The sequence below is a fragment of the Grimontia celer genome, from assembly GCF_900055185.1.
GTDB lineage: Bacteria > Pseudomonadota > Gammaproteobacteria > Enterobacterales > Vibrionaceae > Enterovibrio > Enterovibrio celer.
Genome location: NZ_FIZX01000002.1, coordinates 139229 through 156464, shown reverse-complemented (window position 1 = coordinate 156464; position 17236 = coordinate 139229). Strand labels below are relative to the sequence as shown.

The following is a 17236-nucleotide window of genomic DNA, read 5'->3' as shown; positions in this document are numbered from 1 at the left end:
CATTATTGCAAAAAACTCCGATGATTAACAAACAGAGAACCACGGCCATTGCTCGCCGATAACAACTTTTTGCATATGTTGATGATTTAGATCAGGGTTACAGCTCAGTGCTGTTGGCGATAACGTGCAGGAGAGACGCCAAACGCGCGGGTAAAGGCGGAGGTAAAACCACTTTGGGAAGCAAAGCCGCAGCTATCGGAGATTTGAGCAAGATTCAGCTCGCTGGTGCAGAGCAGTTCTTGTGCTAACTCAAAGCGCTTTTTCAATACATATTGATGCGGCGTCACACCCACCTGGGATTTGAAAAGTTGGTGGAACTGGCTTTCTGCCAGAAAAACCGAGCCCGCCAATTGTGCCACGCTGATCTTGCGGCTGATATGTTGGCGAATGTAGAGATCAATGATGTCCATGTTCAGACGGTGACCATGACGTCGCGGCGCGATTTGCTCACGGAAATGACGCTCCATGACGCACAGCAGGGTGTCAGCGCATGCCCTACCCAGCATGATGTCGTGAGGATTAGCAATCATCTCAGAGGTCAACGCTTTCACCAGCGTCTGCGCCTGACTGTCCAGTTGGAAATAGGCATCACGTTCGAACAAGCGCTCGACTTTGTCCTTCATACTGAGCTCGCGATGCAACACAGATTCCGGAAGGTTGATCACCAGAATTTCGTTTTGTCCCACACCAGAAAAAGCATGAAGTTCTGACTCAGATACCAGGCACCCTTGACCCGGCCCGACAAGACTGCCGCGCCCGGAGAGTTCAAACTCTGTCTGGCCTTGCAAGCCAATCACCACCTGACGATATTCGTGCGCATGCAGCGAAGGGTGATTGGGTAAAGCAATAACCTGAGAATGCTTCAATTCGGATGCCATAGTGAACAATAGTAGTAAGAAAACAGCGGCTATTCTGCCACGTGGTACAGGAAATCGAGAAGAAAAATCGCTCCGGAAAGATGATCAAGAGAGGGTCAAACTACGGAGGTTGTCATTTCAACTTCAAAACTGTGCAGGATCTCAACAAACAAGGTGTTGCGATCGCTAACAAAATCTGCTGCAACATTAGAAAAGACCTGAAAATTCTCTATAAGTAAATGTTTTAAATAGATTAATCACTTGACCCACACAGAAGCATGAACATGCATTTTGCTTGATCATGCTTTCGATGTTTCAGACACATGATCATTCCGTGATCATCGTTCCGGTGAAAAGGATCTTTTCGGTTTCATTATGAAGGTTAACTCAACCGCGTAATTTAGCTTTATCAACTGTATAGCTACTTGCGTAATATCAAACCGTCAAAATTATGACGAAAAATAATCAGAACGCGTCAATTAAAATGATATTTTTTGTCTATGATTGTTTTTACCAGACAATATTTCCTAAAACACAGAATGCAGCTAAAATTTATTGAGTTATCACTCAAAAGATAAGCATTGAATAATAACGATAAGCGTCAAATAATTAGTAACATGGACAAGCTAATTGGCATTTACGTGTTAATCTAGCTAATTGGGACAAAGCTTATAAATACCGGGTTTTGCTGAGATGCAGTAATGGGCAAAACATCTTAGTGCAGTATCGGTGTTTATGATTTCTGAGAATAAGCAAGGGACATATGAAAAGTAATCGCATCGCCGCGTTAGTATTCGCGTTATCGCCGATACTTCTTAGTAGTCAATCGCTTGCCAATGAGGCCAATGCGGCAACCGACGATCCTGTGGTTGCGCTGGAACAGAAGCTAGCCGATAAACGAAGTGAAATTAGCGTTCACGCTGAAAACCTCCAAACGCAACGTGACAAGCTGGATGCTTTATTAAGCGAGCGCGAAACGCTGGCTACCAAAGCAATCGAGTTAGAGAAAAAACGGAATCTGGCACAAGAGCGCCTTGATGAGCAATTCCGTCGACTCCTCGAAAATCCAGACACCGACCTCACCCAATATAAAGATGATTACCAAGCTGCGTGGAGCGCAGTGAAAGATAATCAATCTTCCACATTAACCAATGACCAAGCTATTGCTGAACAGCAACGTATTGTTGAAGGTGAAAACCGTCAGAAACAATTGCTGGTAAGTGCATTGGAAAATCTGCAGGAATCCAAGAAAGAAGCGCGTGTTAAACGTCTTCGTCAGGAATTGACCTTTGCAGATACCATTGAAGTGGTTCACACCATTACCTGTAGCGAATCCATGACGCTGGCTGCCTGTTCCAATCAGGGTAAGACCCTGACCATGCAAAAAGCCGTCAACACCTTCCAATCTCAGGTGCTGGATAACGTTACCGAGTCCACCACAGCAAAGCTCAATGCTAACCGCGTGTCGTTCAACATTCATGTAATGAACAGCAATGTGGTTGACAGTGGTTTCAGCGGTAACAACCGCTACATCACCCGTATGCAAGCGGAAATGCGCAGCCAGCCTGATGAAAACGCGGCCTGTAAATTGCTGGACTTCGCTGAACGCTACTGTGTGGAGAACTCTTTTACCGCAGCGAAAGCAGCACCGAAGCAACAAGCTAAACGCTGGGTTAACGTTAAAATCCGTTCAAACCGTTATGAAGACAATGTGACGATTAACGGTGTGACTTACGGCTCAACCCCGGTAGAGATCATGCTGCCAGCAGGCCAACATCAGTTGACGGTTGAGAAGCCAGGTTTCGAACCGTACAGCCGTCAGATGTACATGAACAAGGATTCAACGGTTTGGGCAAATCTACGCGAACAGGAGAACCGTCCGCAGCCGGGAAAGCGTTTCGCTGACAAACTCTCGAATAATCGTCAGGCACCAAAAATGGTGGTAATTGGTGCAGGCCAATACCGCGTTGGCTTTGAAGCCAAAAAACCGGTGGTTGTCGACCAACCCTTCTCTATTGCAGCGACGCCAGTCACTGTGAAACAGTTTGGAGAGTTTGTCGCTGCAACAGGCTATGTCACGAATGCAGAAGAAGGTCAGGGCTGTAATTCCCTGATCAACGGCGAGCCAAAGCAATTGCTGAATCACAACTGGCGCAAACCTGGTTTCGACCAGTCTGAAAACGCCCCGGTTGTTTGTATCACTAAAGATGATGCACATGCGTATTCAAAATGGCTGAGCACGCAAACTGGCTTTAGCTACACACTTCCAACTGAAGTTCAGTGGGAAGTAGCAGCACGCGCAGGTAGCGATTCTGACTTCTGGTGGGGTAACGATATTGGTGTGGGCAACGCGAACACAGGTTGGAGCGGCACAGTCTGGTCCAACAGAAGTACGTCTCCTGTCGCCAGCTTCCCTGCTAACCCTTTCGGTGTCTACGACACAGCCGGTAATGTTTGGGAGTGGGCAGAAAGTCAGACACCTGTGGCCCGTGGCGGAGCTTGGAGTTTCTCTCCAAGCAGCGCTCGTGTAGCCGAACGCCTTGAGCTGAAATCTGATATCAGTGCTAACTACCTAGGCTTTCGAGTCGTCAGAAACATCTAGCGCCAAACGTAATAATATGTCCCAAAAGCCCGCTGCTGCGGGCTTTTTTGTGCCTCGAATAACCTATTTCATGTCATCACACCAACACATAGAGACCCAGAAAAAACGCGACCGACATCGCTAATAACAAACAACCTTGTCAGTTATTGGCTCAAATAGTGCAATCCCCCCCTGTCCGAATTTCTAGCCCCTGCGTATAGTGACACTCGAATAGGCGCATATTGCAGTATGCGCCTGTTTTATCACTGAAATTTACCTCGGTGACCCATCAGATACTGTGTGATTACCCTCGAACACAGTGTCAGATGGCCTCTTCTACACGTCGTACAGGAAACTACTCTAATGAGTGAGATCTTGTCTTTACCGGCTCCTACGAGCCGGTTTTTTTTATCCAAACCTTCGGAAATTCCTGCAGTAAGAAAAGAAATAACCATATGATTAATATGCTTTTAATGTCATATGGAATTACTTACAATACGTTGTAATCTAAACGTACCTTCCAGCAATCATGAATAACAATTGCCTGCCATCTTCTATGCTGATATCTCTTTTTGAACAACTCCCCGGCTGCTGGGGCTGTAAAGACACCCAATCCAGATTCGTCCATGTAAACCATGCTTACGCCCGGCTTATCGGAGCACGCGCACCAGATGAACTGATAGGAAAAAGTGATGACCAGCTTCCCGGTGCTATCGCTGAGCATGCAAAGGCGTTTCGCGAACAGGATTTACAGGTGATAGAAAGCGGAAGGTACATGCGTGTTCTCAACATCCATCCCTATCCTGGTGACAAATGGCAAGCCCATGTGTTCACAAAAGTGCCTTGGTATGGGGACGACGGTGAGATTTTAGGGACTATTTTTCACGGTCAGGCATTGAATGATAATCCTATGTTGGAAATAGGACAGTGGATTTGTAAGGCAGCCGCCGCAGAGCCCGTTGAGTCGCTCGCAACCGAAAGCATGAAAAGCGGCATGCAACTGTCAACCCGCGAATCAGAAGTGCTTTTCTTTCATCAGTTTGGCAAGAAGCCGCAATTTATCGCTCAGTCACTCGGTGTATCGGTGAAAACCATTGAAAACCACTTTGCTAATCTGAGGGTGAAACTTGGTGCTGCAAGCAAGACAGAACTGGTTGATAAAGCGCTGGAAAACGGAGTCGGCTGCAAGATCCCAGATTCATTACTCAAGCAACAACTCACTTTGGTCTTGTCTGAGTCATTCTAATGCTCAGACGAAAAAGCAGCGCTAAGTGCGCTGCTTTTTGTTTCACAAAAACAATGTTTTTAGGTGCTGTATTTAAGGCGCCAAGCGCTCAATATCCCACTTGCCATCGAGTTCACTCTGGAACACAAAGCGGTCATGCAGCCGATGCTCACCACCCTGCCAGAACTCAAAAGACTCAGGTTTAACACGGAATCCACCCCAGAACGTAGGAACGGGCACTTCACCTTTGTCGAACTGCTGCTTTAATTCCATATACTTGCTTTCCAGCGCTGAACGCGCAGTAATGCGCTCGCTCTGACGGCTTGCCCAAGCGGCCAATTGGCTTTCTTTAGGGCGCGACAGAAAATACTTCATCACTTCAAGCTTACTGAGTTTTTCGGCGATACCCATGATGTGTACCTGACGCTCGAGTGGATGCCATGGGAAATGGAGGCTGATACGTGAGTTATCTGCTAATTGCTTGGCTTTACGGCTGCCAAGGTTGGTATAAAACACAAACCCGTCGTTATCAACATGCTTCAACAATACAATACGTTGAAAGGGCTGACCATTTTCGTCAACGGTGGCAACAGTCATTGCCGTTGGGTCTGGCAGCTTGGCCTCAATGGCTTGTTTGAGCCAGTGCTCAAAGAATTGAACCGGGTTTTCAGGCAGGTCTTTGCGTCTCAAACCGCCTTGGTTATATTCTCTGCGAATATCATACAAATCCATTGTGGTGCTCCGAATGCGTTTTTACGCCATTGTGATGGGGCGTGAGTCTTTTCTCAAGCGAATTTAGGCACTCTACAGGCAGTTACTGCTCATCATATCAATCAGTAAAGCCTGATGGCACCCAACCACTTAGCAGGGAAGCTATGCGCCGACGTCTATTCATCTCTTTGGTCATTGCTATCGGTGTGTTGCTAACCGTAATGGTTGGTTCTTTCACCTACTCTTCTGTGGAAAAACGCTTCACAACCGAAATCGAATATGATGTCTATCAGCTTCAGGAAAAGCTCTCTGCCGAACTCGCCCGTTACAGTGAAATTCCCGTCGTCCTCTCAGCGGATCCGAGATTGAAACGTCTTTTACGTGTGCCAAACAGCGAAAGATTACTCAAAGACACCAATCTTTTGCTGAGCAACTGGAATGCGCGCCTGAACAGCGATGTACTCTACCTGATGGACAGAAATGGCCTAACCTTGGCAGCCAGTAATGCCGACGCGCCGCAAAGTTTCGTCGGACACAATTACAACTACCGCCCTTACTTCCAACAGGCTCTCAAAGGACAGAAAGGGCGTTACTATGCACTGGGTGTGGTCTCTGATAAACGTGGCTACTACTTCTCCTACCCCATTTGGGATGGCAAGGAGATCACCGGAGTGCTCACGCTTAAAGTGGATCTGTCCATTATCGACAGCATTTGGGACCAACAGAAGTTCGACTACCTGATTGCTGACCCGCTAGGTGTGGTTTTCTATAGCTCGCGTGACGAGTGGCTCTATCAGTCCCTTTCAATATTGTCTGATCCGCAAAAAGAAAACATTCGTGACTCCCGACGCTACGGCGATTCCGCGTTAAGTCATCTCACAAAATTCACAGCACTGGAAGATATTGAGGCGCAGGAAGCTCTGCATCTTGGATTGCCGAACAAAGATCGCGAACGCGTGTTGGTGTCCAATACCGACCTTGGCAGCGCTGGCTGGCGAATTTATGGTTTTATTCCCACCAGCAATGCATGGCCAGTGGTTACACAATCTGTCCTAATATTCGCAACCTTCTATGGCCTGCTGGTTTTGGTTCTCACTGCGTGGCTGCAAACCGTAAAAGCCCAGCGCAAACTCGCAAGACTCAATGATGAGCTGGAACAGAAAGTCGCTTCAAGAACCGCCAGCCTTGAGGAAACCAACACAAAATTGCGTCAAAGTATTCAGCAATACGAGGACACGCAAAAAGCCCTTCGCCAGACTGAAAACGAGCTGATCCAAGCTGCAAAGCTGGCGATGCTCGGCGAGCTTTCAGCCAGCATTAACCACGAGATCAACCAGCCTCTTGCGGCCATGCGAACTTATACCGAAAACAGCATTAAGCTGATGGATAAGGAGCGCTACGACTCGGTCAAGGGTAACCTGAACCAACTGAATGAGCTTATTGGGATGGTGGCAGACATTGTCGCACGCTTTAAGATCTTCGCCCGGAAACAGAACCTTGAAGGCAAAGCCCGTGCATCACTGGATGATGCCATTACTGCATCACTGAAACTCTCCGCAGCAAGTTTTATCAAAAAAGGCATACAAATCGCCTGTTACATGCCAGAGAAAGGCTTGATGGTAAATGCTGATACCGTGCAACTTGAGCAAGTGATTTTGAACCTTTTGAACAATGCTTCGCAGGCGGTCATGAATACACCGTCGCCAGAAATAGGCATTAAGGTGGAAACCTTTCTGGAACGCGTGTCTATTCACGTTTGGGATAATGGACCAGGCGTTGATAACGACACCAAGAAGCATATCTTTTCACCCTTCTATACCACTAAAAAAGAAGGGCTCGGATTGGGACTGACGATTTGCCGACGGATAGTTGAAGAGTTTGGCGGCAGCCTTCAAATCAGCGACCATCCAACGGGTGGCGCTGAGTTCACCATCACCCTTCAACGTCTTTACGATGGAGATACCCCGCAGTGACACCGGAAATATGGATCATTGATGACGAGCGCACTATCCGTGATGCGCTGAGCCAGACTCTCGATATTGAAGGGTTTCATTCACGTGCTTTTGCTAATGCCAAAGATGCGCTAGAGCAACTCAGTACCGCATTTGAAGGCGTGATTATTTCAGATATCAATATGCCGCAAATGGATGGCATGACTTTTCTGAAAAAAGCGCTGGATGTTGACTCTGAACTTTCTATTGTCATGCTGACAGGACACGGCGATATCTCTACGGCGGTTTCTGCCATGCGCCAAGGCGCGTACGATTTTCTGGAAAAACCCTTCTCGACAGATCACCTTCTCGATGTGCTCAAACGGGGTATTGATAAACGCCAACTGGTGATGGAAAACCGCGAGTTAAAACGCCAACTTGAAACCCAAAGTGCACCCGGCCCCCGGATTTTGGGAAATGCAGACTCTGTTAAGCAGCTCAGACGCTCTATTTTCCACCTCAAAGATCAAGATGGTGATGTATTGCTGCAAGGGGAGCGTGGCACAGGGAAGGAGCTCGCCGCCCGCTTTATCCATGATCAGGGAACCCGACAAGACGAACCTTTTGTCGGCATGAAGTGCAGGCAGATACCTGAAGCCCTGATCGCCATGGAGTTGTTTGGCTCTGAACAACTGGCTTATGCCACGCTGCCAAGCTACAAAAACAGCAAAATTGCTGCCGCAGGTAAGGGAACACTGTTCCTTGATGGTATTGAAGCACTGCCACTCAATGTGCAAGAAAAGCTCGCAGCATTAGCGGATTCTTCCGAACGACCACGCATCATTGCATCTACCCGTGTTGACCTCACCAACAGCATCGCCCAAGGGCACTTTAGTGCCGCTTTATTCAAGAGGCTCTCAGCAACCTCTCTCGTCTTCCCTCCGCTGCGGGATCGCAGTGAAGACGTGATCACCCTTTGTCAAAACTTCGTGCGTACCACCGCATCTCGCTTCGGTGTCGCCCCTCCCACATTGGATGCAGAGCACAAAGACAAGCTGCTACAACACCCTTGGAAAGGCAATGTTCGGGAACTACAAGCGTATTCGGAACGCTGGGTTCTGATGGGAGAGCAATGTCTGAAAAATGAAGGAGGGACAGATCATGAAAAAGAACATGACACACTGGCTGATCGTATTTTAAAAGTGGAGCGAGCTATATTGTTCGATGCCCTAAACAGGCACAACGGCATGCTGAAAGAAGTGCAGAATGAGTTAGGACTAGCAAGAAAGACGCTTTACGAAAAGCTGAAAAAACACCATCTGGACAAGCAAAATTTCAAAGGCTAAACACACAGCCACTGCAACTGAGTGGCTGTCTTTTACAATATGCAATCCCGCACCTAACTCTCCAAAAAGTCAGGAAAATTTCACAGCTCCATACCGTCTAAAACAGACTTTTTTCGATTTTTTGAAGAAAATTTCTGAACGCCAACTGAAGCAGTCACTTCCCGTAGATGCCGCGCCGCGCCTAAGTTACGGAATACTCGCCAGTTTCTCGCTCGTGAGAAACTGGCCTGTGCTCAATCTCGTTACACTATTCCCGATTAGTGAGAATCTCATAGATAAACTACTCTTTTATTAGGGAGTGTTGGCTTTTCTGGTCTGCAACCCTTTTTGTCTTTCTTAGATATTTTCAGTCGGCATAACAATGACAAAACCAAATAAATCGGGATCTAAGCTGCCAGCCAGTGAGCACCTCGACTATATCGATGACAAAACTGCTGCCCTTTTGCTGTCTACGCCCAAAAGTGCACGCGTCCTGCTGTGGGTTATTGCGCTCTTTATTTCCATCAGCGCGGTGTGGGCAGCGTTTGCCGAACTCGACAAAGTGACCGTCGGCCAGGGTAAAGTTATCCCTTCCTCTCAATTACAGGTGGTGCAAAACCTGGAGGGAGGACTGGTGAAAGAATTACTGGTCCGTGAAGGTGACATTGTTGAACAGGGTCAGCAGTTGCTGCTTATCGATGACACCATGTTCCGCTCCGATTTCCGAGAGCGCATTCAAGAACTAACCAGCCTTCAGGGCGATGCCGTTATGCTAAAAACGCTGGTGGACTCTGTTGTTGTGAACCCAGAAGTTGATGTTAACGCCTGGCAAGGGGCAGTTTCTATTGAACGCGCCGAACTCAAATATGACCCCGAGTTTATAGACGAACACCGCTCAGTGGTGTCGCGCCAACGCGCGGAATACCGAGAGAAACTTAACAACCTGCAAAACCAATTGTCTGTGACCTCCCAGCAAATTCGCCAGAAGCAACAGGAACTGATTGAAACCCGTGCAAGGGTCCAAAACCTTCGCCAGAGCTACAACTACGCCCGTCAGGAATATAACATCACTAAACCCCTCGCTGACGAAGGTGTAGTGCCGCAAATTGATTTGCTGAAGCTTCAGCGTCAGGTCAATGACACCAAACGTGAGCTGTCCTCCGCTGAGTTGTCGCTCCCCTCTATCACATCTGCACTTCAAGAAGCTGTTTTCAAGCATGTTGACGTTGCGTTGAAGTTCCGCGGTGAACAGCAGGAACGCCTCAATGATGTGGAAGACAAGCTTCTGGCAATGACCGAAACCCGCGTCACTCTGGCAGACCGTGTTGAGCGTACCGTGGTGGTCAGCCCGGTTGATGGCACTATCAAGAAGCTTCACGTCAATACAGTAGGTGGCGTTATCCAACCCGGCATGGACTTGGTTGAAATCGTCCCTAGTGAAGACAACTTGCTTATCGAAGCGAAAATCGCACCGCAGGACATCGCCTTTCTTCGTCCAGGGCTCGAAGCCATCGTGAAATTCAGCGCATACGATTTCACTGTCTATGGCGGTCTAACTGGCATTTTGGAAACCATCAGTGCTGACACCATTCAGGACGAAGAAGGAAATAGCTTCTATCTTGTAAAAATACGCACCGAATCCAATAACTTGGGTGACGGTAAAGAGCTTCCAATTATACCGGGAATGACAGCTTCAGCTGACATCATTACGGGTAAACGAAGTGTGTTGGACTATCTTCTAAAACCAATACTGCAAGCACAGAAGTCCGCACTCAGAGAATAAAGCTAGCATTATCCAGCACGTTAAAGAGGCTGGGGTATAACAATAATTTGCGCTAAATGCTGCCTTTTATAGGGGGATGTGTTTTGAACTGGAAAAAGCTTTTGATTGCTTCTGCCATCAGCTCGCTGTGTACACCCGCATGGTCGATGTCTTTAGAACAGGCCGTTGCCACTACCATTGCCACTGATCCAGAACTGAAAAGTGCGTTTAATGATTTCATGAGTAATCGAGAAGACATAGAAGCCGCTGTGGGTGATTACCTGCCAGACATTAACCTCAATGCAGGTTATGGCTTCGAGCGCATCGATAACACAACCACTCAAGCAAGCGGCGACAAAGACTTCAATCGCAAAGACGCCAATATCAGCCTGACCCAGCTTATCTGGGACGGCCAGACTGGCGACAACATTGACCGCACTGAATTCGAAGCAGAAGCACAGCGCTATCAACTTCTTTCCGACGCGCAGGACAAATCGCTGGCAGTCACCGAGTCTTATGTTGCCGTTATTCTCGCCCAGCAGCTTCTCTCACTGTCAGAAGCCAATGTGGAAGTGCATGAAAAGATGCTCGCAGACATTCAGCGCCGCGCAGAATCGGGCATTGGTTCCACTGCTGACCTATCACAGGTTCAAGCTCGTGTCGCTCGTTCTATCACTAATATGCTGGCAGCGAGAAGCAACCTCGATGATGCACGCACAGAGTTTGTGCGCATTGTCGGCGTCGACATTAAAGACCCAGTCGACCCGGAAGTGGATGCACTTTATCTGCCGCAATCTCAGGCAGAAGCAATAGAAGTGGCTTTTGCGACCAATCCGGTAGTCAAACTGGCGACCTATGACATCGATGCAGCGCGCGCTCAATATCGCCAGAACAAAGGCAACATGTATCCATCATTGACCTTTGAAGCGAGCCAAAGTTGGAGTGAAGAAGCCAGCGGTATCGAAGAAGAAGTGAACGAACTCAGCGCCATGCTGCGGCTTCGGTTCAATTTGTATAACGGCGGCACGGATTCCGCCAACGTTCGTCGCAGTGCGTATCAACTTAATAAGTCCAAAGACATTCTGGACAACGCATCGCGACTTTTAGGGGAGAGTACGCGTCTAGCATGGAGTGCGTACCAGCTAACAGAGCAACAAAAGAAGTACCTTGCACAACACGTGGATGCAGCGTCTGAAACCGTTATCGCCTACGAAAAGCAGTTCAAGATTGGGCGCAGAACCTTATTGGATCTGCTCAATACCGAGAATGAGCTCTTTGAGGCAAGGCGATCATATCTCGACGCGCACTACGCGAATATCACGGCCAAATACCGTGTACTCAACAGTATGGGCACCCTGCTGGATGCACTGCGTGTCGATGTACCGGAGGAATGGCTTGAACCGGTTATAGAAAAAGAAGGTTAACCCATGAAATACGTTTTGCTTCTCAGCAGCTTTCTTGCCATTGGCGGTTGTTCCCTCTCCGCTGATGAGCCGCCTCTTGCTGAACAACGTTCCGATTTATTGGATGACGATAGTGATGGCGTAATCAACGCGCGGGATTTGTGTGATGACACACCGGGTGTGGCGATCATCGATAATGACGGGTGTCCAACATACCTTTTGCTTGAAAGTGATAACTCACTGAGAATTCAGTTTGCAAACGACTCTGCAAATGTAGAGCCCGCTTACCGTGAAGCACTGGACAAAATGGCTGGATTCCTTAAGCTTTACCCCGAAACCTTTCTAGAACTTCAAGGACATACAAGTTCTCCTGGGTCAGATGACTACAACAGAGATTTGTCTGTTCAACGTGCCAAAGCAGTTCAAGCACAGCTCATAGAAAGAGGCGTTCCAGTCGATCGTCTCACCATTGTAGGCCTGGGTGAAGGCGATCTTATGCTGGCTGACAGCACGGAAACCACACAACTTGTGAACCGCCGTGTCGTGGGCCGCGTTAAAGGATTCAAAGGGGAAATCAAGGAAGCATGGACCATCTTTACCCAACGGGAACAATAGCAGCTGAGGTTGCCTGATGCGAAAACAGGCCACCTTGTTTCTCATGTTCCTGTTGCCGTCAATCGTAACATTCGCACTGAATGGCACAGACACTCAGTGGATCAACAAAGTAGCATCGTTTTACGGCGAAAGAGCGGGAAAGCGGGTCGCGGCATGGCGTAATGTCGTCGCGGAATCCGCCGATCTCTCAGAAACCCAAAAACTCGAAGCAGTAAACAACTTCTTCAATCAGCTCTATTTTGTGAATGACATCGATTTGTGGGGAAAGAAGGACTATTGGGCAACACCATTGGAGTTTCTTGGCAGCGCAGCGGGGGATTGTGAAGATTTCAGCATCGCAAAATACTTCACTCTTCGTGAGCTTGGCATTGACGATAAAAAGCTTCGTCTGGTTTACGTTAAGGCCATCAAACTCAATCAATTCCACATGGTTGTTGCTTACTACCCTACCGCTTCCTCCGAGCCAGTCCTGCTGGATAACATTGACCCAGAAATTAAAAAGGCCTCAAAGCGAAGAGACCTACTTCCTGTATACAGCTTCAACGGTAGCAGGCTATGGCTCATGAAAGAACGCGGTAAAGGTGAGCTTGCAGGCAAATCATCGCGACTGGGATTGTGGAACGATCTCCGGGCGCGCATGGGGTCTGTGAAGCTGAACAGACCGATCAAAAACTATGATGGGTAAACGTCTATGACTTTATACCGGCAATTGTTTACATGGATGTTGGCGATATTCTTCCTGCTGATTCTGGCAGTGACAGGTATTGAGCTAAACACCACTCGTAATTTTCTGCTGACTCAGCAATCGGCTGAGGTAAATAACACCATTAACTCGATGGGCCTTGCCCTCGCGCCTTATCTTGAAGACGACGATAAAGTCGCCGTGGAATCAGTGATCAACGCACTGTTTGACGGCGGTTTCTATCAGGAAGTGCGTCTGAAAATGCTTTCTGACGGCAGCGAAATTGTTCGAGAATATCCAATACACGTGGAAGGGGTGCCCGATTGGTATACCGGTCTAGACCTCTTCCCTGTGATCACCGAAGAGCGCACATTTACGAGCGGATGGCTTCAGCTTGCTGAGGTAACGGTCGTTTCCCACCCGGGTTATGCTTACAAAGAAATGTGGCGCTCCACCATCCAGCTTGGTATCTGGATTGGTATTCTGTTCGTGATTGCCATGTTGATTATTGCGGTTCAGCTCAGCCGCTCTCTTCGTCCGCTCGACACCATTACCAACCGAGCAAAAGAAATTGCCCGAAACAAATTCGGTGACCCAATTCCACTGCCACCTACCCGCGAATTGAAAACTGTGGTGCGTGCCATTAACCAAATGAGCAGCCAGCTTGAAGCGTACTTTGAACAACAAGCCAAAGAAGCGGACCGTTTGCGCGAACACGCATATCGCGACACTGTGTCAGGTTTGGGCAACCGAAGCTTCTTCGTCGGTCAGCTGAAATCCTGGCTTGCCGAATCTGCTGTTGGTGGCTTGGTGATGGTGAAAGTCGACCTGATCACCGACACCTATCGCAATCAAGGTTTTGCCCAAGGCGACACGATTGTTGGTCAGTTTGCCAAAAAACTGAATACCACCCTCACCGATGCTGACTGCACTGCGTCGCGTATCTCTAAAGACGAGTTTGTGGTGCTGGCACCAAACAGCACAGGTGAAGATCTACAAATCATCGGCGAAAGCATCATGGCGATCGTCAACGATATGCAGCATGACCCAATGGGGATTACCCCACCGAAGTTGGCGATTGGTCTTGCCGTAAACAGCACCGATAACCGAGATGCCAGTGTGCTGCTGGCGCAGGCGGATAATGCCCTTACCCAAGCGCGCAATACGCCAAATCACCCTATTTCTATGATTGACCAGACCGATAACGATGCGTCCATGGGTAAACAGCAGTGGAAATCACTCATCCTGGATGCCATGGCTCACGACTGGTTCAAATTCAAACTGCAATCGGCTTCAACCAGCGACCAGACTGTTATCCATCAGGAAGTCTTCTCTGCGATTGAAAAAGGTAATGACTATTACGGCGCAGCGCACTTCCTAGGGGCTGTAGAGCAGTTAGAACTCGGCGAATCGTTTGACCGCTACGTAGTGAGCCACATGATTCAACGCCTGAGTGATGACGCAAACCTTGGCCCTGTTGCTATCAACCTGACTCAGAACAGTGTCACCAACGCATCCTTCATTCGCTGGCTGACGACGACCATGCAAAAGCACCGTAACATGGCCGGTCGACTGTTCTTTGAAATCCCGGAAAGTGTGTTCGTCCGCTTCCCGGATCACGTCAGCTTACTGACCGAACAAGCGCATCGCTTTAACTTCGGATTTGGTGTCGACAACTATGGCCGTAACTTCCAATCGCTGGATTACCTCAATAAATTCAAGCCTTCATACGTGAAGATTGATTTTGCTTACACCAGCAATCTCGACGACGAGTCACAAAGCCATGTGCTAGCCTCAATATGTCGTACGGCACACAACCTGAACATTACGACGATCGCAACACGTGTAGAAACGGAAGCTCAGCTCAACAAGCTGTCAGAGTTGTTCGTGAATGGCTTCCAGGGCTTTATTTTCGAGAAGAAATCAGAGAATCATGGTTAAAGACCCCCTGCTGCAATCTTTGGTTTACGTCAGCCGATACTTCGGCCAATCAAACTCGCCGGATGCCCTGGTATCCGGCCTGCCAATTTCTGACGGATTCCTTTCCCCGTTCCTTTTCCCTCGCGCTGCGGAGCGGGCAGGGATTGATGCCAAAGAGAGCCGTCAGGCACTCAAAGATTTGTCTCCCATGCTGTGTCCTTGTGTTTTGTTGCTCAAGGACAATCAAGCATGTGTGCTTCAGAGCATTAACCATGAAACCGGTGAAGCGGAAGTCGTTGAGCCGCTCACCGATACGACGCCTGCAGTCCGCCCTATCAGCGAACTGGAAGAAGACTATCTCGGGCGTGTTTTCTTACTGAAAAAACAATTTCGTTACGATGAACGCTCTCCCGAGATTCTCAAAGAGCGACAAGGCCACTGGTTTTGGAGCACGCTTTGGGAGTCACGTTCGATTTACCGTGATGTACTGATAGCTTCCATTTTTATCAACACCTTTGCTATCGCTACCCCACTTTTCTCCCGTCTGGTCTATGACAAGATCGTACCTAATCTGGCGTTCGACTCCCTTTGGGTTTTGGCCACAGGGGTCTTCGTCATCTTCATTTTCGATCTTGTGCTCAAGATGCTGCGAAGTTACTTCATCGATATTTCGGGAAAGAAGTCTGATTTACTGATCTCGTCGCGGATTTTCGAGAAGGTCATGGGCATCCGTATGGAGGCGCGCCCGCCCTCCGTCGGTGCTTTCGCGCGACACATGCAGGAATTCGAATCCATAAGGGATTTCTTTACCTCTGCATCTGTCTCCGCTTTGATTGATTTACCTTTTGCCTTCTTCTTCCTGTTTATCATCTGGATTGTCGCGGGGCCATTGGTCATCGTCCCTATCGCCGCCGTGCTGATTCTGATGATCCACGCTGCCATCATCCAAAAACCACTGCGTCACACCATTGAAGAAGGATCCCGCCTCTCTTCTCAGAAAAACGCTAACCTAATTGAAAGTTTGGCGGGCTTGGAAACTATCAAACTGTTTGGCGCAGAAAGCCAGTTCCAATACCGCTGGGAAGAAGCCGTCGCGCACATGGCGAACTGGGGTATCAAAACACGCCGTCTCACTGATTCTGTTCAAAACGCTGCCGGCTTTATCCAGCAGTTCGTGAACGTGTCCATGATAGTATTTGGTGTGTATCTGATTTCTGCGGGTGACCTGACCATGGGTGGATTGATTGCCGCTACCATGCTGAGCTCCCGCGCCGTTGGTCCCATGGTGCAGCTGTCACTGCTTTCCACCCGCTACAATCAGGCTAAATCAGCGATGGAGATCATCAGTCAACTGATGGACATGCCATCCGAGCAGGAAGAAGGGAAACGCTACATTCACCGCCCTATCATCCGTGGCAAGATTGAATTCGATCGCGTGAACTTCAACTACCCCAATTCGGAAATGGCAGCGCTTCGTGATATCTCCTTTACCATATTGCCTGGTGAGAAAGTCGCTATTATCGGACGTATCGGTTCAGGCAAGACAACCCTAAGCAGGCTGCTAATGGGTCTGTATCGCCCCACAGAAGGCTCTGTACGTATCGATGAGACCGACATCAGCCAAATCCATAACATCGACATACGACGTAATATAGGCTGCGTACCGCAAGACCCTATTCTGTTTTTCGGCTCCATCCGCGACAACATCACTTTGGGACGCCCATTGGCAGACGATCGCGATATTCTGGATGCGGCTAACCGTTCTGGTGTCACGACGTTTACACAGCGCGACCCGGCAGGTCTAGAGCGTCAGGTCGGTGAAGGGGGCAACCAGCTGTCTGGTGGACAACGTCAGTCCATCGCCATTGCACGTGCCATGCTCGGCCGACCGCCAGTGCTTTTAATGGATGAGCCAACCAGTGCAATGGATAACCGCTCTGAGCAATACATTAAGCAGCAAATGTCATCGCTTCGCCGTGACGAAACACTGATCATCAACACGCACAAAACCGGTATGCTGGATGTCGTTGACCGTATCATAGTAGTCGAACAAGGGAGCATAGTGGCAGATGGCCCCAAACTGGCTGTATTGCAAGCTTTGAAAGACGGAAAAATTCAGAAGGTCGGCTGATAAAAAGCGGCCCTGCTAGACAAAAAAAGCACCTCAACGGTGCTTTTTTTGTACCTGTCATTTTACAGTGTAAATGACGGTAACCTGTATTAG

12 protein-coding genes are annotated in these 17236 nt (G+C 48.5%); 10 read left to right on the top strand and 2 right to left on the bottom strand.

What is annotated here, in order from left to right:
- Positions 1 to 104 precede the first annotated feature (104 nt).
- Entirely contained in the window at positions 105 to 878 is a 774-nt protein-coding gene (locus GCE9029_RS10995; protein WP_062663319.1) for a helix-turn-helix domain-containing protein, read from the bottom strand.
- A 742-nt stretch (positions 879 to 1620) separates the two neighbouring features.
- Between GCE9029_RS10995 and GCE9029_RS10990 the strand changes: the two genes are divergently transcribed.
- Entirely contained in the window at positions 1621 to 3459 is a 1839-nt protein-coding gene (locus GCE9029_RS10990; RefSeq protein ID WP_062663318.1) for an SUMF1/EgtB/PvdO family nonheme iron enzyme, read from the top strand.
- Between the two features lie 508 nt (positions 3460 to 3967).
- Positions 3968 to 4684: a helix-turn-helix transcriptional regulator gene (locus tag GCE9029_RS10985; protein ID WP_062663317.1), complete on the top strand. Its 717-nt coding sequence runs from the start codon at positions 3968 to 3970 to the stop codon at positions 4682 to 4684.
- 72 nt (positions 4685 to 4756) lie between these two features.
- Here GCE9029_RS10985 and pdxH read toward each other — a convergent pair whose 3' ends face one another.
- Positions 4757 to 5395, bottom strand: a complete 639-nt coding sequence (gene pdxH / locus GCE9029_RS10980) for a pyridoxamine 5'-phosphate oxidase (RefSeq protein ID WP_062663316.1) — start codon at positions 5393 to 5395, stop codon at positions 4757 to 4759.
- A gap of 143 nt (positions 5396 to 5538) precedes the next feature.
- Between pdxH and GCE9029_RS10975 the strand changes: the two genes are divergently transcribed.
- The 8 genes from GCE9029_RS10975 to GCE9029_RS10940 all read left to right on the top strand — a co-directional run bounded on the left by GCE9029_RS10975 (position 5539) and on the right by GCE9029_RS10940 (position 17143).
- Positions 5539 to 7347: a sensor histidine kinase gene (locus GCE9029_RS10975; RefSeq protein ID WP_062663315.1), complete on the top strand. Its 1809-nt coding sequence runs from the start codon at positions 5539 to 5541 to the stop codon at positions 7345 to 7347.
- Complete coding sequence (locus tag GCE9029_RS10970) at positions 7344 to 8651, top strand: sigma-54-dependent transcriptional regulator (protein WP_062663314.1); 1308 nt, start codon at positions 7344 to 7346, stop codon at positions 8649 to 8651. The genes GCE9029_RS10975 and GCE9029_RS10970 overlap by 4 nt, the downstream gene beginning before the upstream one ends.
- Positions 8652 to 9012: 361 nt before the next feature.
- Positions 9013 to 10413: an HlyD family type I secretion periplasmic adaptor subunit gene (locus tag GCE9029_RS10965; protein WP_062663313.1), complete on the top strand. Its 1401-nt coding sequence runs from the start codon at positions 9013 to 9015 to the stop codon at positions 10411 to 10413.
- 83 nt (positions 10414 to 10496) lie between these two features.
- Positions 10497 to 11816 (top strand): TolC family outer membrane protein, encoded by a 1320-nt coding sequence (locus tag GCE9029_RS10960; RefSeq protein WP_062665589.1) that lies wholly within the window; start codon positions 10497 to 10499, stop codon positions 11814 to 11816.
- Between the two features lie 3 nt (positions 11817 to 11819).
- Positions 11820 to 12410 carry an OmpA family protein gene (locus GCE9029_RS10955; RefSeq protein WP_062663312.1) on the top strand — a complete coding sequence of 197 codons (591 nt, stop codon included), beginning with the start codon at positions 11820 to 11822 and terminating at the stop codon, positions 12408 to 12410.
- A 16-nt stretch (positions 12411 to 12426) separates the two neighbouring features.
- Complete coding sequence (locus tag GCE9029_RS10950; protein WP_062663311.1) at positions 12427 to 13095, top strand: transglutaminase-like cysteine peptidase; 669 nt, start codon at positions 12427 to 12429, stop codon at positions 13093 to 13095.
- 6 nt (positions 13096 to 13101) lie between these two features.
- Positions 13102 to 15033, top strand: coding sequence for a bifunctional diguanylate cyclase/phosphodiesterase (locus GCE9029_RS10945; RefSeq protein WP_062663310.1), 1932 nt, complete (start codon positions 13102 to 13104; stop codon positions 15031 to 15033).
- Positions 15026 to 17143 (top strand): type I secretion system permease/ATPase, encoded by a 2118-nt coding sequence (locus tag GCE9029_RS10940; protein WP_062663309.1) that lies wholly within the window; start codon positions 15026 to 15028, stop codon positions 17141 to 17143. The genes GCE9029_RS10945 and GCE9029_RS10940 overlap by 8 nt, the downstream gene beginning before the upstream one ends.
- Positions 17144 to 17236 lie beyond the last annotated feature (93 nt).

Excerpts from the sequence above, each read along its gene's own strand:
- GCE9029_RS10940 (WP_062663309.1), top strand. The coding sequence starts at position 15,026 with ATGGTTAAAGACCCCCTGCTGCAATCTTTGGTTTACGTCAGCCGATAC.
- GCE9029_RS10945 (WP_062663310.1), top strand. The coding sequence starts at position 13,102 with ATGACTTTATACCGGCAATTGTTTACATGGATGTTGGCGATATTCTTC.
- GCE9029_RS10950 (WP_062663311.1), top strand. The coding sequence starts at position 12,427 with ATGCGAAAACAGGCCACCTTGTTTCTCATGTTCCTGTTGCCGTCAATC.
- GCE9029_RS10965 (WP_062663313.1), top strand. The coding sequence starts at position 9,013 with ATGACAAAACCAAATAAATCGGGATCTAAGCTGCCAGCCAGTGAGCAC.
- pdxH (WP_062663316.1), bottom strand. The coding sequence starts at position 5,395 with ATGGATTTGTATGATATTCGCAGAGAATATAACCAAGGCGGTTTGAGA.
- GCE9029_RS10990 (WP_062663318.1), top strand. The coding sequence starts at position 1,621 with ATGAAAAGTAATCGCATCGCCGCGTTAGTATTCGCGTTATCGCCGATA.
- GCE9029_RS10985 (WP_062663317.1), top strand. The coding sequence starts at position 3,968 with ATGAATAACAATTGCCTGCCATCTTCTATGCTGATATCTCTTTTTGAA.
- GCE9029_RS10955 (WP_062663312.1), top strand. The coding sequence starts at position 11,820 with ATGAAATACGTTTTGCTTCTCAGCAGCTTTCTTGCCATTGGCGGTTGT.
- GCE9029_RS10995 (WP_062663319.1), bottom strand. The coding sequence starts at position 878 with ATGGCATCCGAATTGAAGCATTCTCAGGTTATTGCTTTACCCAATCAC.
- GCE9029_RS10975 (WP_062663315.1), top strand. The coding sequence starts at position 5,539 with ATGCGCCGACGTCTATTCATCTCTTTGGTCATTGCTATCGGTGTGTTG.